Genomic DNA, 14,424 nt, shown 5'->3' with positions numbered 1-14,424 from the left:
TCCCCTCGTTAACCTTCTACGTGCGGGGCGTCCAGATCAGGCGGACAAATCAGCTGTCGTTGCTCGTTGCCGACATCCCTTTGGCGTTGCGCCAGGTCAGCGTGGCCGAGGGGGCGCCGTTGCCGTCGCGGTCCGCGACCGCAAGGATGCGGTCATGGTCGAAGGCGGTCAGCGCGACCGTGTAGATGGCAACATCGTCTTCGAAGCCGTCGACCGGCACCAGCAGCATGCCGTCGTCACTGGTTGCGCGGAAGTGACGGCCGCGCCGTTCGAGGCCGGCATCGATGAGCCGTCCCTCGGCGATCGCTGTCACGTTCGAACTCTCGGCGGCTTTCGCGGCGCTCTCGCCGTATTGGACCGTGATGCCGTGGAGCATCCCGTCGCGGGTGAGCTTGGCGAGCGGCAGTGCGATGGTCGCGATCGCCATCCGGCGCGACAGCGGGATCCGCAGGCGAAGGTCGCCGAGCCCGGTATGATAGACGCTGATCGCCTCCAGCGACGCCTGGCCGTTCCGATCGAACAGACCGACCTGCAGCGTCCCGCACAGCGCTTCGCCGAACACATTCGCGGGCAAGCAATTGGCGCCGAACAGCGTGTAGAGATAGGCATGCGACGGCGACAGGGCGGCAAAGCTGCCCGCCAGCCACATCGGGGGCGCCGGAGCCGTGCAGGCGGTCATGAGGCCTCGGGCGATGATGTAATCATTGACGAAGTCGGCATCGAGCAATGGCGCCAACGCCTGGGTGCCGAGATTGACGTCATGCTTGATGCCGCCGAGCAGCGCGAGCTCATCATCGTCCGGCAGCAACAGGAGCCGTCCGAGCACGGCGGCCGTCCAGCGTGCCGCGACCGCGGGGTCGGCATCGGGCTGCAATCCGTAGCGTGGTGCCAGCTCGCGGGCGCGCGAAACATAGGCGAGCGTTCCGGATTGCACCTCGGTCGCCAGCGCCAGCTGGGCGGCCGGGCGCTGATCGCCCTCGCGCAACACGTCGCCGTCGCGATAATCCCGCGCCGATCCTTCCGTAGAACAGCACAGCTGCTCCAGCAAAGCGACGTTGCGGATCAGCATGCGCTTGACGTGCGGCGTGACGACGCGATCCGAGATCAGGCCCTCCGCGGTGTCGTCATCGGCGATGTCGTCGAAGGCATCGTCAAGCGTCAGCAGATAGGCGCCGTGCAGGCGGATGCGGATGCCCTCGCGATCGAAAATTCGCCGCAGCGATTTCTGCACGCTTGCGGAATAGCCGAGGTCGGCCAGGATCAGATCGGTGCAGCCGTCGAAATCCCGGATATGCGCGCGAAGATAGGTCAGCAAACGGCCACGGACGCCGGCAGCGATATCGGTGATTTCGCGCGACTCCATCAAATCGGGCAGGGCGTCGGCGAGTTCGCGGCCGCTCGCAATGCCGTCGGGAGACTGCGCGAAGAACTTCATCACGGCGGGCGGCCGCACCTTGACGATGTCGACAAAGGTCGCCGCGTCGATCCTGACGACCCGGCGTAGCAGTTCACACAGTGGTTCGAGCGTATCGGCGGACCCGACCAGACTGACGCGACGATTGATCTCAATATAGGCGCCGGTCTCGCCGTGGTTTGCCTGCCAGACCCGATACGGCAGCAGGCCGTCGCGGCCGAGGAATCCGACCGCAACGCGCGCGCCCTCGCGAGCAAGCGCGGTGCGCCGCGCGGCAATGAATGCATCGAACGCCGCCATCACGGGGCCGAGCACGGTCACGCCGAGATCGAAAACGGGAGAATGCTCCTCGCTCTTCGCCGTCACCGCACGCCGCAGCGTGCGGGCGCCGCAATCGAGCCGCGACGGCTGATTGGGGCACATCAATTCGAAGATCGATGTCTCGCGTTGAAACTTGGAGGCCAATGCCGCACCGGCCTGCGGGTAGTCGCGCGGACGGATGCCGTGACGGCGCGCGCCCTTGATATCGGCGGCGTGGTTGTCGCCGACATGGAACGAGCTTGCCGCATCGATGCCTTGCTCGGCGAGATAGGCCTTAAACAACGCCTCGCTCTTGCTGCTGCCGTGATCGCAGGACGCATAGAGGAAATCCCAGCTCAGCCCGGGACTGCAGCAACGTAGCAGCTGCGCGAGCTGGTCGGTGCTCCAGTAGGTGTCGGAAATGAAGCCGACGCGAAAGCCGCCGCGCTTCATGTCCAGATATTGCTCGAGCATTTCGGGATTGGCGCGGCACAGTTCGAGTTCGGTCTCGAACTCGAGCTGTGCAAGATCCTGCAACGTATCGCGGCTCAGGCCGAACAGCCTGAACGGAAAGTATTTGTAGATGTCGGCGATGCGCACTTCAGTTGAGCCGCACCGCTCCTGCGATACTTTGCGCGCCCGCGCTTCCGCCTGGGTTCGATGCTGAACGAAACTGGCGGACATGTTCGGAAATTTTCCAGCAATGCAGGAGCGCTGAAAAACCCTTTCAAATACGCCATCCGGCGTCGTGCAGGCGCGCAACAGAAATGTATCGAAAACATCGAATGAACATGCAGAAACATTCTGCGCTCGACGCGTCGCGTCGACCGTCATGATCGTCATGCGCAAAATTCCCGCCAGTCCTCAAGCGTTGAACGCGCGCGTGAGACAAATCAGGCGCGACAGTTCAAAAAAGTTGATGCGGGATTCGAAAACGCGCGCTTCGCGACTGACAGACTCAAAAAATCCGATAACGTCGAAACAGTGATTCGGAAAAAATTGCCCAGTCGCAATCGTCGAATGCAAGATGGCGACCAACGGCGGTGAATCACTCGCATGCTCCGCGCATGCATGTGTTCGCGTGGCGTTAGTTGGTGTGACAACTGCGTTTTCCGACGCGACGATCTCTTCCGCGGAAATGCGAGGCGATGCTGAACGACTGCTCCAAACTCCGTCGAACTTTTCCCTGCGCCTCCGCGCAGCGGCAGCTTTTGCCGGGCGGTCGGCAAAAACATCCAGCTAAGCATTTGAAAAATAACGAAAAAAGTTCGCCTGGTTTGCGGGCCCCCTCCGTTCAACGCTCAGAAGCCGCATGGAATGTGTGCCAGCGGCGTTGGTTGGAGAGCGGCGGATGAGTTACGCGCTTGATATGAGGGCACCGGCCGAAGTGGAGGCCACGCCGGCCGCGGTTGCGCCGGCCGAAGCGGCTGCTCCCTGGAGCAACGTCCCCACCGTTGCCGATGCGGGCCCGCTCGACACCGTCGAGATCCACGACGAAGACAAGGAGTTGCTCGACCGCCTCGCCGCCGGCGACGAGACGGCGTTTCGTGCTCTGGTCGAACGTCACGTCGATCGCGCCTACGCGATCGCGCTGCGCATCGTCGGCAACGCCGCCGATGCCGAAGACGTCGTGCAGGACACGATGCTGAAGGTGTGGACGCATCGCGGCCGCTGGCAGCATGGCCGCGCCAAGTTCTCGACCTGGCTCTATCGCGTCGTCAGCAACCGCTGCATCGATCTGCGCCGCAAGCCGCGCACCGAGAATGTCGATGTCGTGCCCGAGGTCGCCGACACCCAGCTCGATGCCTCCGCCGTGATCGAGCGCAACGAGATCGGCAATTTGCTGGAGGTCGCGATGCAGCGGCTGCCCGAGCAGCAGCGCGTCGCGGTGATCCTCTCGTATCATGAGAACATGAGCAACGGCGAGATCGCCGAGGTCATGGACACGACCGTGGCCGCGGTGGAGTCGCTGTTGAAGCGAGGACGGCAGCAGTTGCGCGAGATGCTGAAGCGGCACGAGCGCGACCTGCGCGGCGCGTTTACTGACTGCTAACCATAAATTCCGGCTTCTGAAGATTTTGCGCCTGACCACCGGCGGCCGACCCGTTTGATCGGGCGGACGGGGGCTGGATCCGCGTCACCTCTCTTCTTCACGATGCGGCATGCCATGCCCCATCAGCACAGGAGCTACTCATGCCGGCAATCTCCACCAACACCGCCGCGAACTCCGCGGTCCGCTACCTCAACATCAACTCGCAGCAGGAAACCAGCGCGCTGTCGAAGCTGTCGAGCGGCTCGCGCATCACCTCGGCCTCCGACGACGCGGCGGGTCTTGCGATCTCGACCCGCATCTCCTCCGACATCACGACGCTGCAGCAGGCCGCCACCAACGCGGCGCAGGCGACATCGATCCTGCAGACCGCCGACGGCGGCGCCTCCAACATCTCGGACATCCTGGCCCGCATGAAGTCGCTGGCTTCCGAGTCCGCCTCGGGCACCGTGGCCGATTCCAGCCGCGCCTACATCAACTCGGAATTCACGCAGCTCAAGGGCGAAATCGACTCGATCGCCAGCGGCACCCGCTACAGCAGCCAGAGCTTGCTCGATGGTTCGAGCGTGTTTTCCTCGGGCGTCTCGGTGCTGGTCGGTTCGACCTCGGCCGACACCATCACGATCACGTTGACGAGCCTCACGGCCTCGTCGCTGTCTGTGACGTCGCTCGACGTGTCCAGCCTGTCGAGTGCCACCAGCGCGATGACGGCTCTCGACACCGCGATCGACAAGGTTTCGTCCGCACGCGCCGAGATCGGTGCTCAGGAATCTCGCTTCAACTTCAGCGCTGACTCGATCTCGACCCAGACCCAGAACCTGCAATCGGCCAACTCGGCGATCAAGGACGTCGATATCGCCTCCGAGCAGGCGACGCTGTCTTCGGCCGAAGTGAAGACCCAGGCCGCGGTCTCGGCTGAAACCGCGGCGAACCAGATGCCGCAGTACCTGCTGAAGCTGCTCGGCTAATTCGAAAGATCGATCGGGCCGGCATGATGCCGGCCCGATTCCTATCGCGGCGGAAGTGTCGACATGACGGTTAGCAGCGCCACCTCGAGCACATCAGGCACGACGTCGACCAGTTCTGCCAGCACGGTGACAACGACCGGCACGACCAATTCGACCAGCATCGACTGGGATGCCCTGATCGAGGCCGAAGTCAACGCCAAGCTCGCAGCGGCGACCTCGATCACCACGACGATCACCGCGAACCGGGCCAAGATCACGGCCTATCAATCGCTGCAGACCGAGCTTTCGACGCTGGCGACCGGGTTGTCGTCGCTCAGCACCTCAATCATCAATTCGATTGCCACCAACGCGTTCGCCACGCGCGCGGCGACGATCTCGTCCACCGGTGACGTCAGCGCCTCGTCGGCGCTCAACATGAGCGTCAACAGCGGCTCGGCGACCGGCGATCACACGCTCCAGATCACCCAGCTCGCGACCGCGCAGAAGGTGATCGGCTCCTCGCAGTCGGGCAGCTCGACCGCGCTGGGCCTCTCCGGCACTTTCTCGCTCGGCCTGTCCGGCGGCACCAGCACGGCGATCTCGATCACCAGCGGCATGTCCATGCAGGATATCGTCGACACCATCAATGCCCAGACCTCGACCACCAACGTCCAGGCCTCCATCGTCCAGGTGTCGAGCGGGTCCTATGAGATGGTGCTGACGGGGACGCAAGACGCCGCTGACATCACCTATTCGTCGACGTCGGGCGACGACATCCTGAACAAGCTCGGCGTCACCGACACGTCCGGAGCGTTCACCGACGTGCTGCAGAAGTCGCAGTCCGCGGAATTCACCCTCGACGGCATCGCGCTCATGCGCAACACCAACGACATTTCCGACGTCCTGTCCGGCGTCACGTTCGACCTGCTGCAGCCGACGCCGAGCGGCACGAGCCTCAACATCAGTATCGAGACCGACACCAGCCAGATCACGTCAGCGCTGCAGACCTTCGTCACCAACTACAACGCATTTCGCGACCAGGTGATCGCGCAGTCGGCGCAGAATTCCGACGGCACGGCCGCGTCAAGCGCGGTTCTGTTCGGCGACAGCACGATGCGCGATATCATGACCCAGCTGCAGCAGGTGCTCAGCGGCACGGTCGGCGGCATGACGATGGCCGATCTCGGCCTGTCCTTCAATGAGAACAACGAGCTCCAGCTCGATACCGGCACGCTGTCGACGGTGCTGACGCAAAATCTCGCCGGCGTCACCCAGCTGCTGTCGGCGCAGACCACCACTTCGTCCAGCCAGCTCAGCGTGGTCAACACCGGCACATCGCCGCAATCCTTCACGCTCGACCTCACGGTGGACTCCACCGGTACGCTGACCGGAGCCTCGGTCGGCGGCGACAGCTCCGGCTTTTCGGTGGTCGGCAACACCATCATCGGCAATTCGGGTACGATCTACGCCGGCATGGCCTTCACCTATACGGGCTCGACCTCGCAGTCGATCACGGTGACATCGTCGTCGGGTTTGGCGACGCAGCTCTACCAGCTCGCGCATACCAGTTCCGGCACCAGCGGTCAGCTGCAGACGCTGATCACCAACTTGCAGTCGCGCGATACCGACCTGCAGTCCCAGGTCAGCGACATTCAGAGCAATGCGGCGACGTTCAAGGCTCAGCTGCAGGTTCAGTACGCCAATTACCAGGCGGCCATCGAGAGCGCGAACAACACGCTGGGCTACCTGAAAGCACTCCTAGATGCATCATCGAGTAACTAATGACCCAGAACGCGACCGCCTACCAAGCCAACAATGCCTATCGATCCGCAGCGGTGGCGGTTCCGCCGTTGAAGGCGGTCGTGATGCTGTGCGACGGCGCGATCACGCTGTTGCAAAAGGCGCTGGAAGCGCACGAGGCGAAGCGCTTCGAGGAAGGGCACATCTATCTGACGCGGGCGACCGCGATCCTGCGCGGGCTGAGCCACAATCTCGACTTCACCCGCGGCGGCGCGATGGCCGATCGTCTCTACCGCACCTATAACGCCCTGATCATGGCGTGCCTGCGCTCCTATGGCCGGCCGCAGGCCAGGGAGAATTTTCGGCGCATCATCGCGAGCCTTGCGGAACTGCGCGACGCCTGGAAGTTCGTCGAAGCGACCGCCGGCAAGGCCGCCAAGGCCAGGGCACTCGACAAGACGCTCGAATCAGCCGCCGGCCGCTGAGCCCGGAGAGGCCAGCGAATCACCCGGCGAGGGCGCTTAGCCGGCGCAGCAAGGGGCCTGGGCGGGCTCCCTGGCTGGGGAAAATAGCCGCCCGGCGAGCACCATGCTGATGCGACAGCGGCGGAAATTGATTTCCGCCGTCCCGCGAATGCTTTATGACAGCCTTGGCGACGAGGCTGGATCTGCGCGCGCGATGGATGTTGCGACATTCGAAGACCTGATCGACCAGCTGGGGGAGGATCTGTCCCGCTGGCCCGACGATCAACGTCTTGGCGCCGCCCGGCTCCTGGCATCCTCGGCCGAAGCGCGGACGCTCTTTGAGGAGGCGAACGCGGTACGCCGCGCGCTCGCGGCGCCGCCGGTTCGCGCACCCAAGGGTCTTGCCGACCGCATCGTGACCGCGGCGGCGAAATTGCCCCAGAAGCCCGCTTCGGGGCCTGCCTCGGCTGACGATCAGCCGAACGATGCCCAAGCACCGGACCAATCCGCACAGCAAGGCAAGGTGCTGCCTGCGCTGCTGCTGGCCCTCTGCCTGTTGCCCGCATTGACGCCGCCGGCATTGATGCTTGGCGAGGCGGGTCTGCCGATCAGCCTTTCGCTCTAAGACGCTCCGCATTGCCGTTGCAGCTCCCCGCGTGCTTTCGCGGCGAGATGCTTGCGCACGCCTGCGAGCTACGAACCCGCCACGGACACGGCAATTTCTGCCGATTCATCAAGTGATTCCGGGTGGATGAATCCGCGCCTGAAATCGGCGCGCCATCCGTTTTATCTGCGAACGACATCACGACCCCAATGTTCCACCGCGTTCCGTCGCGCATTCCGCGGCGAAGAGAGCCTTGTCATGACCGTTTCCTCGGCAACCTCTGCTGCAACCTCTACCACGTCGAGCGCGTCGTCGAGTGCGTCGATGGGGATGAGCTCGACCGATTTCCTCAACCTGCTCGTCAGCGAGCTGCAAAACCAGGATCCGCTGAACGCCACCAGCACGACCGACTTCATCAACCAGCTCACCTCCTACGCCAACTTCACCGAGCAGCAATCGACCAACGCCAGCATGACGTCGCTGGCGAGCTCGTTCTCGAGCCTCGTGACGCTCAACTCGGTCAACTATATCGGCCACACCGTCGAGGCGAAGACGAACACGGCGGAGCTGACCAACGGCTCGGCGACGTTCGGCTACTCGCTAACCTCGGCCGCGTCCAACGTCGCGATCACGATCCAGGACTCCTCGGGCAACACGGTGTGGAGCGGCAAGGGGACCGGAACCGCCGGCTCCAACACCTTCACCTGGAACGGTCAGACCTCCGACGGCACCCAGCTCAAGGACGGCGGCCAGTACTCGATTCAGGTGACTGCGACCGACTCCGCTGGAAACTCGCTGCTTAGCTACACCACGATGACGGGAACGGTGACCGGCATCGATGCCTCCGGCTCGACGCCCTCGCTGCTCGTGAACGGCGTCCCCGTCAGCGCCGCCAACATTATCGGCGTCACGTCCTGATTGCTTCCGGAGTAATATCATGAGTCTCACTGGTGCTCTTTCCTCGGCGATCTCGGCGCTCAATGCGCAGAGCCAGTCGCTGGCGATGATTTCTGACAACATTTCCAACGCCGACACCACGGGCTACAAGACCACGTCGGCGATGTTCCAGGATCTGGTGACCGCGTCGAACAGCGCCACCTCATACACGTCCGGCGGCGTCACGGTGTCCGGCCGCGCCAACATCACCCAGCAGGGCTTGCTGTCCGCGACCACCAACGCCACCGACGTCGCGATCCAGGGCAGCGGCTTCTTCGTCACCACCAACGCGACGTCCGGCGGCACCACCTCCTATACGCGCAACGGCGCGTTCACCACCGACAATCTGGGCTACCTCGTCAACAACGGCAATTACCTCGAGGGCTGGCGCACCGACGCCGACGGCAACATCATCGGCAATACCTCCGCCGCGAGCCTTGGTCCGATCAATACGCAGGTGGCTTCCACCAGCGGCAGCGCCACCACCAAGACCACGATCGCTGCGAACCTGCCGGCCGATGCCGCCGTCGGTGCGACCTTCAATAGCTCGATGACAGTCTACGATTCGCTTGGCACGGCGAGCACGATCCAGATCGATTGGGAAAAGACTGGTGACAACACCTGGAAGGCCAGCTTCGAGCAGCCCAAGCTCGCATCGGACTCCACGACGGCCAGTGCCGGCGCGATCACCGATACGGTAGCGATCACCTTCAATAGCGATGGTTCACTCAAATCGACGGTGCCGAGCCCGCCGACCATCTCGGTGACCGGTTGGACAGATGGCGCGGCCGACAGCTCCATTACGCTCAATCTCGGTACGGCTGGCAAGACCGATGGCCTCACGCAGTATTCGTCAGGCGAGACCACGCCGGCCGTCGACCTTACGAGCATCACGTCGGACGGTCTGCCCTATGGCAAGCTGAGCAGCATTTCGATCGGCAAGGGCGGCGTGGTCGACGCGACCTACTCCAACGGGCAGACGATCGCAATCTACAAGACCGCGGTCGCGACCTTCAGCGACCCCAACGGATTGAGCGCGGCCAGCGACGGCATGTACTCCGCGACGGCAGCGTCCGGCAACGCCACGCTGCAGACGTCGGGCAGCAACGGCGCTGGTACGATCTACGGCAGCGAACTGGAATCGAGCACCACTGACACCAGCGGTCAGTTCTCCAACATGATCTCGGCGCAGCAGGCCTATTCGGCGGCATCGCAGGTGATCACCACCGTCGATAAGATGTTCGATACGCTGATCTCGGCGGTGTCGCGTTGATGACCGAGAAGTGGAATGACCGCTTGCTGGTCAAGCTTCAGCGGCTGCAGGCGAAGGCCGCCTCGGTCCGGCCGGACGACCGGGCGCAGCTCCGTGCGTTGCTCGACGATGTCGGAACGTTGCGGGACCAGCTGATGCGCGAATGCGCGCGGCTCGACCAGGAACTCAACCGGGCCGCGGTCCGGGTTACGGCAATCACCGCGTATGGACGCAGCGCACAATCGGTTCGCGCCCTGCGTCGCGGACACTAGCTTGAACGGGAGCGATGACATGACACCGGAACGCAACATCAAGATCATTCCCGCGGGCAATGACGAGCGCGCAAGGTCGTTGATCGCGCTGATCGACAATCTGATCGCGATCGTGAACGAGGAGAATGTCGAGCTCGCCAAGGGCTTGCCGGCCTCGCGGCTGAAGCAGGTCGACGAGAAGCACCGACTTGCCACCCTGTTCGAGCAATGTGTGGCGGAGGCGGTCGGCAAGACGGCAAATCTCAACGTCCAGGATCGCGTGCTGCGCGAGCAGCTGATGGATCGGATCCTGAAGCTGCGCATGGCGATGGATGAGAACGTGATGCGGCTGCGTGCGGCGATCGATGCCAGCAATCGCAGGATCGAGGCGATCATGCAGGCGATCCGCGAGCAGATCGCCAACGTGTCGCCTTATGGCGCCGGCGGCCGTCGCGTCACGCCGGCGATGTCCTATGGCACCAATGTGCGGGCCTGATCGGGCCGGCGCCGGAGGGAGTAGGCCGTGTCCTCGCTCGATATTGCACGAAGCATCGCATTCAGCGGGCTGTCGGCCACGCAGGTGCAGATCAGCGTAGCCTCGGCCAATATTTCCAATGCCGACACCAAGGGCTATACCGCGAAGACCGCCAACCAGAGCAGCAGCGTCACTTCCGGTGTCGGTACCGGCGTCACGATCACGGGGATCAGCAGCGCGGTCGACAAGCTGCTCCTGAAGTCGCTGGTCGGGGCCGATTCCGATCTCGGCGCCGCCGACACCACCAACAGCTTTCTGACCGAGCTCCAGCAGCTCTATGGCAGCACATCGAGCTCGGACAGCTCCACGACGGGAACCTCGCTGGCCAACACGATCGCGGCGTTCGAGTCGGCGTTGTCGTCGTTGGCGAGCACGCCGAGCAGTGCGTCGCTGCAATCGAACGCCGTCAGCGCGCTTGCGGCGGTGACGACGCAGCTGCAGCAGACCTCGAGCGGCATCCAGACGCTGCGCTCCAATGCCGACCAGGACATCGCGTCGTCGGTGACCGACATCAATTCCGACCTGCAGCAGATCGCCGACCTCAACAAGCAGATCAAGCAGCAGGCGGCGGCCGGACAATCGACGGCTGATCTGGAGGACCAGCGCAACAGCGCGCTGCAGGATCTCGCGTCGATGATGAATGTGAGCTATTTTACCACGTCGACCGGCGATCTGCAGGTTTATACCCGATCGGGGCAGACGCTGGTCGATAGCACGGCGCATCCGCTGAGCTATACGGCGCTGCCCAGCGTCACGGCGTCGACGACGTATAGCGCTGGATCGTCAAGCGGTTTCAGCGGCATCACCGTCAACGGCGTCGACATCACCTCGCAGATCTCCTCGGGCAAGGTCAGCGCGCTGATCACGCTGCGCGACCAGACGCTGCCGGCGGCGCAGTCGCAGCTCGATGAGCTTGCCAGGCAGCTTTCCGCAAGCGTCAATGCGGTGTCGAACCAGGGCACGTCGGTGCCGCCGCCGGCGAGCCTGACCGGGACCGGCACCGTGAGCAGCACGACGCCGCTGTCGGCGACCGGCACGGTGCGCATCGCGGTAGCGGACAAGAGCGGGAACCTCGTGTCCTACCAGGACCTCGATCTGTCGTCCTACGCTACGGTCGGTGATCTCGCCACCGCGATCAACGGTATCTCGGGGCTGTCAGCCTCGATCGATGCCAATGGACATTTGACGATCGCGGCGAGCGGATCGGGCAACGGCGTCGCCATCAACGAGATGACGAGCGCGGTCGGCAGTTCGGGCGAAGGCTTTTCGGATTACTTCGGGTTCAACGACCTGATCACGGGGACCGGCGCGTCCGATATCGCCGTGCGCAGTGACATTCTGAACGGCACGGCAGCGCTGCCAACGGCGACGCTCGATGCGTCATCCACTCTGACCGTCGGAACTTCGGTGCTGTCGCCGGGCTCGGCGACGGTGGTGAACGCGCTCTCGAGCGCGCTGACGGGGGCGACCAATTTCGGTATGGCGGGCGGTCTTGGCGCGACCACCGGCTCTTTCACGGACTACGCGGCCGCCATCGTCGCCAACGTCGCCGGCAAGGCGACCCAGGCGTCGGCGGCCTACACCGCCAAGCAAACCGCGCAGTCGACTTATGCGAATTCGCTGTCGTCGCAGTCCGGCGTCAACATTGACGAGGAATCCGCAAATCTGAGTGCGTTGCAGAACAAATACGCCGCCGCGTCCCAGATCATTACCGCGATCAACGCCATGTTCTCGGCGCTGATGACCGCGATGAGTGCCAGCTGAGCCCGAGGCCGTCGTCATGATGATGCGTGTTGCCACCTTTGCTCAGTCGGACCAGATGATATCAAGCGCGCTGCGGGTGCAAGCGGTGATGGCCAACGAGCAGGTGCAGGAGTCCTCCGGGCTGCAATCCGAGGATTTCGGCGGCTATGGTTCCGGCGCCGGGCGCGTCATCAATTTGCAGGTCTCGGTGACGCGTGCGCAGTCCTATATCGATGCCAGCCAACTCGCGGATAACAAGGTGCAGGTGATGTATTCGGCGGTCGGCTCGGTGACCGACATCATCACGCAGCTGCGGACCCAGCTCAGCGCGGCCACCACCGGCAGCAGCACGGCGACGGCATCGGTGATCAACTATGCCCGGCAGGCCATGGCGCAGATGCAGGGGCTGCTCAACACTCAGTATGACGGTGAATATGTCTTCAGCGGCGCCCGCACTGACACCGCGCCGGCGGATTTGTCGAGCTTTGACACCGGCACCGGATCGCTGACGACATCAGACACCAGCTATTACAAGGGCGACAGCGAGATCGCGTCCGTGCGCGTGTCGGACAGCCAATCGATCTCCTACGGCGTCACCGCCGACAATCCGGCGTTCGAGCAGGTGATGCGGCTGCTGAAATACGTCGGCAACAGCACGACGCTGTCGTCGAGCGACGTCTCGCAGGCGCTCGACCTTGCGAGCAGTGCGCTGGATGCCACATCCACCGTGCAGGCAAAGCTGTCGACCGTGGCGTCGCAGATTGAGACCGCCAGCACCAACCAGAGCGACTATCAGAATTTTGCGAAGACGCTGTCGACGGACCTCACCAGTGTCGACGTTGCGGCCGTGACGGCGCAGCTTTCGACCTATCAGGCGCAGCTGACGGCGTCCTATTCGGCGATCTCCAAGATCCAGAGCATGAATCTGGCAAGCTATTTGCGATAGCTATCGCCGGCATCACCGGTTCAGGATCTTCAGCCAGACATCGCCGAGGATGATCGGCTCGCGCGGCGGAAGCCAGGTAAGGGCGGCGGCCTTGCCGAGCTCCGCGATGGTGCCCTTGGCCTGCAGGTCGGCGAGGACCTTGTTGACGGATTCCAGCAGTCCTTTGTCGGTTTCGAGCGCAACGTAGCCGCGGTTGGCGCCGATCGGATAATAGTAGCCCGAGGCCGTGATCCTGGTGTCGGGATGTTCAGCGCGGTAGGCATCGAAGCGACGCAGGTCGAGCAGCGTGGCGTCGAATTCGCCGCGTTCCAGTTCTCCGAGCAGGTCGCTGCGCCCTGGAACGAGGTGCGTGATGTCGTCGATCAGCTTTCCCTTGTCGAAGGTCATCAGGATGGCGTCGCCCAGCGTGCCGCTTTCGATCGTCAGGCGAAGGCCGGCGAGATCGCCGATATCGGTGATCTTGCGCTCCTTGATCTTGTCCTTGGCCTTGGGACCGAGGACAACGGTCATCGGCGAATAGATATAGGGTTGGCTTGGCGCCAGCACGCCGATCGGAATCCGCCGGCGGCGATCCTCGCGGGTAGCGCCGTCGAAGTCCGGCAGCTTGGCCGTCGTGACGCCGGGTGCCTTCAGCGAGTCCGTGGTAAGCGCGTAGCCGCCGACCAGCGAGCAGCGCCCGTCCGACAGCAGAGCATTGGCTTCGAGCGCGGGGCTCGAATCTTCATCGAGCTTGCTCTCGAACCACTGAATCTTGAGCGGCCGTCCGAGCCGCTCGGCAATGGCCTGCGCGAGCGCGACGTCGAAGCCGGCATCGGGCTTGCCGCGATGATGCGCCGACAGCGGCGGCAAATCCTCGTCGAGGCATACCTTGAGCGGTTCGTCGGCGGCATGCGCTGCCGCCGACATGGCAAGAAGCAGGGCTGACGCCGCGGCCGCGAGCAGGGCCCTCATGGGGTCCTCCGGCTGGACACGAAGGCCCAGACGTCGGCGATCTCCTGCTCGTTCAGGATGTCGATCCAGGGCGGCATCTTGCCGTTCTTGCCTTGCTTCACGGTGGTCACGAAGCGCGTCTTGTCGTCGGGAAACGCGCGCAAGTCCGGCGTGATGGTGCCGGAATTGACCATGTTGGGCCCGTGGCAATGCGAGCAGTTCTTGGCGTAGGTGACCTTGCCCTGGTCGGCCTGACCCTGAAGGTCGATTGCGGTTGATTGTTGTGCGGCGGCGGGGATCAGCATTATCACC

14 protein-coding genes are annotated in these 14,424 nt (G+C 63.6%); 11 read left to right on the top strand and 3 right to left on the bottom strand.

Annotated features, from left to right (window positions below):
* Positions 1–49 precede the first annotated feature (49 nt).
* Positions 50–2,398: a hypothetical protein gene (locus ACVWY5_RS24700; protein ID WP_321176852.1), complete on the bottom strand. Its 2,349-nt coding sequence runs from the start codon at positions 2,396–2,398 to the stop codon at positions 50–52.
* 667 nt (positions 2,399–3,065) lie between these two features.
* Here ACVWY5_RS24700 and ACVWY5_RS24695 point away from each other — a divergent pair.
* The 11 genes from ACVWY5_RS24695 (at position 3,066) to ACVWY5_RS24645 (ending at position 13,182) form a co-directional block, all read left to right on the top strand.
* Positions 3,066–3,767 carry an RNA polymerase sigma factor gene (locus tag ACVWY5_RS24695; RefSeq protein WP_028336955.1) on the top strand — a complete coding sequence of 234 codons (702 nt, stop codon included), beginning with the start codon at positions 3,066–3,068 and terminating at the stop codon, positions 3,765–3,767.
* Positions 3,768–3,907: 140 nt separating this feature from the next.
* Complete coding sequence (locus ACVWY5_RS24690) at positions 3,908–4,732, top strand: flagellin (RefSeq protein ID WP_028336954.1); 825 nt, start codon at positions 3,908–3,910, stop codon at positions 4,730–4,732.
* A gap of 63 nt (positions 4,733–4,795) precedes the next feature.
* Complete coding sequence (fliD, locus tag ACVWY5_RS24685) at positions 4,796–6,493, top strand: flagellar filament capping protein FliD (protein ID WP_028336953.1); 1,698 nt, start codon at positions 4,796–4,798, stop codon at positions 6,491–6,493.
* The gene (locus ACVWY5_RS24680) at positions 6,493–6,936 is read left to right on the top strand and encodes a flagellar export chaperone FliS (RefSeq protein ID WP_028336952.1); all 444 of its coding nucleotides are present in this window, start codon (positions 6,493–6,495) and stop codon (positions 6,934–6,936) included. The genes fliD and ACVWY5_RS24680 overlap by 1 nt, the downstream gene beginning before the upstream one ends.
* A gap of 103 nt (positions 6,937–7,039) precedes the next feature.
* Positions 7,040–7,540: a hypothetical protein gene (locus tag ACVWY5_RS24675; protein WP_321176851.1), complete on the top strand. Its 501-nt coding sequence runs from the start codon at positions 7,040–7,042 to the stop codon at positions 7,538–7,540.
* Between the two features lie 237 nt (positions 7,541–7,777).
* Complete coding sequence (locus tag ACVWY5_RS24670; protein WP_028336951.1) at positions 7,778–8,437, top strand: flagellar hook assembly protein FlgD; 660 nt, start codon at positions 7,778–7,780, stop codon at positions 8,435–8,437.
* Positions 8,438–8,456: 19 nt separating this feature from the next.
* Positions 8,457–9,728: a flagellar hook protein FlgE gene (gene flgE, locus ACVWY5_RS24665; protein ID WP_028336950.1), complete on the top strand. Its 1,272-nt coding sequence runs from the start codon at positions 8,457–8,459 to the stop codon at positions 9,726–9,728.
* Complete coding sequence (locus ACVWY5_RS24660; protein WP_038377841.1) at positions 9,728–9,979, top strand: hypothetical protein; 252 nt, start codon at positions 9,728–9,730, stop codon at positions 9,977–9,979. Before flgE ends, ACVWY5_RS24660 begins: the two co-directional genes overlap by 1 nt.
* A 19-nt stretch (positions 9,980–9,998) precedes the next feature.
* Positions 9,999–10,454, top strand: coding sequence for a hypothetical protein (locus ACVWY5_RS24655; protein ID WP_028336948.1), 456 nt, complete (start codon positions 9,999–10,001; stop codon positions 10,452–10,454).
* 27 nt (positions 10,455–10,481) lie between these two features.
* Positions 10,482–12,257, top strand: a complete 1,776-nt coding sequence (gene flgK, locus ACVWY5_RS24650) for a flagellar hook-associated protein FlgK (protein ID WP_028336947.1) — start codon at positions 10,482–10,484, stop codon at positions 12,255–12,257.
* Positions 12,258–12,273: 16 nt separating this feature from the next.
* On the top strand, positions 12,274–13,182 hold the full coding sequence (locus ACVWY5_RS24645; protein ID WP_028336946.1) for a flagellin: 909 nt from the start codon (positions 12,274–12,276) through the stop codon (positions 13,180–13,182).
* 12 nt (positions 13,183–13,194) lie between these two features.
* Here the strand turns inward: ACVWY5_RS24645 and ACVWY5_RS24640 are convergent, their stop codons facing one another.
* Complete coding sequence (locus ACVWY5_RS24640; protein WP_028336945.1) at positions 13,195–14,133, bottom strand: transporter substrate-binding domain-containing protein; 939 nt, start codon at positions 14,131–14,133, stop codon at positions 13,195–13,197.
* A complete protein-coding gene (locus tag ACVWY5_RS24635) occupies positions 14,130–14,417 on the bottom strand; it encodes a c-type cytochrome (RefSeq protein ID WP_167350389.1) in 288 nt (95 codons plus the stop codon). The genes ACVWY5_RS24640 and ACVWY5_RS24635 overlap by 4 nt, the downstream gene beginning before the upstream one ends.
* Between the last annotated feature and the right edge of the window lie 7 nt (positions 14,418–14,424).

It is taken from the genome of Bradyrhizobium sp. USDA 3256 (assembly GCF_054058275.1).
Note: the sequence above shows the minus strand (reverse complement) of the source record. Positions and strands in the feature narration are given on the sequence as shown.

Excerpts from the sequence above, each read along its gene's own strand:
- ACVWY5_RS24660 (WP_038377841.1), top strand. The coding sequence starts at position 9,728 with ATGACCGAGAAGTGGAATGACCGCTTGCTGGTCAAGCTTCAGCGGCTG.
- ACVWY5_RS24640 (WP_028336945.1), bottom strand. The coding sequence starts at position 14,133 with ATGAGGGCCCTGCTCGCGGCCGCGGCGTCAGCCCTGCTTCTTGCCATG.
- ACVWY5_RS24635 (WP_167350389.1), bottom strand. The coding sequence starts at position 14,417 with ATGCTGATCCCCGCCGCCGCACAACAATCAACCGCAATCGACCTTCAG.
- ACVWY5_RS24690 (WP_028336954.1), top strand. The coding sequence starts at position 3,908 with ATGCCGGCAATCTCCACCAACACCGCCGCGAACTCCGCGGTCCGCTAC.
- ACVWY5_RS24670 (WP_028336951.1), top strand. The coding sequence starts at position 7,778 with ATGACCGTTTCCTCGGCAACCTCTGCTGCAACCTCTACCACGTCGAGC.
- ACVWY5_RS24695 (WP_028336955.1), top strand. The coding sequence starts at position 3,066 with ATGAGTTACGCGCTTGATATGAGGGCACCGGCCGAAGTGGAGGCCACG.
- ACVWY5_RS24700 (WP_321176852.1), bottom strand. The coding sequence starts at position 2,398 with ATGTCCGCCAGTTTCGTTCAGCATCGAACCCAGGCGGAAGCGCGGGCG.
- ACVWY5_RS24680 (WP_028336952.1), top strand. The coding sequence starts at position 6,493 with ATGACCCAGAACGCGACCGCCTACCAAGCCAACAATGCCTATCGATCC.
- fliD (WP_028336953.1), top strand. The coding sequence starts at position 4,796 with ATGACGGTTAGCAGCGCCACCTCGAGCACATCAGGCACGACGTCGACC.
- flgE (WP_028336950.1), top strand. The coding sequence starts at position 8,457 with ATGAGTCTCACTGGTGCTCTTTCCTCGGCGATCTCGGCGCTCAATGCG.
- ACVWY5_RS24645 (WP_028336946.1), top strand. The coding sequence starts at position 12,274 with ATGATGATGCGTGTTGCCACCTTTGCTCAGTCGGACCAGATGATATCA.
- ACVWY5_RS24655 (WP_028336948.1), top strand. The coding sequence starts at position 9,999 with ATGACACCGGAACGCAACATCAAGATCATTCCCGCGGGCAATGACGAG.
- ACVWY5_RS24675 (WP_321176851.1), top strand. The coding sequence starts at position 7,040 with ATGCTGATGCGACAGCGGCGGAAATTGATTTCCGCCGTCCCGCGAATG.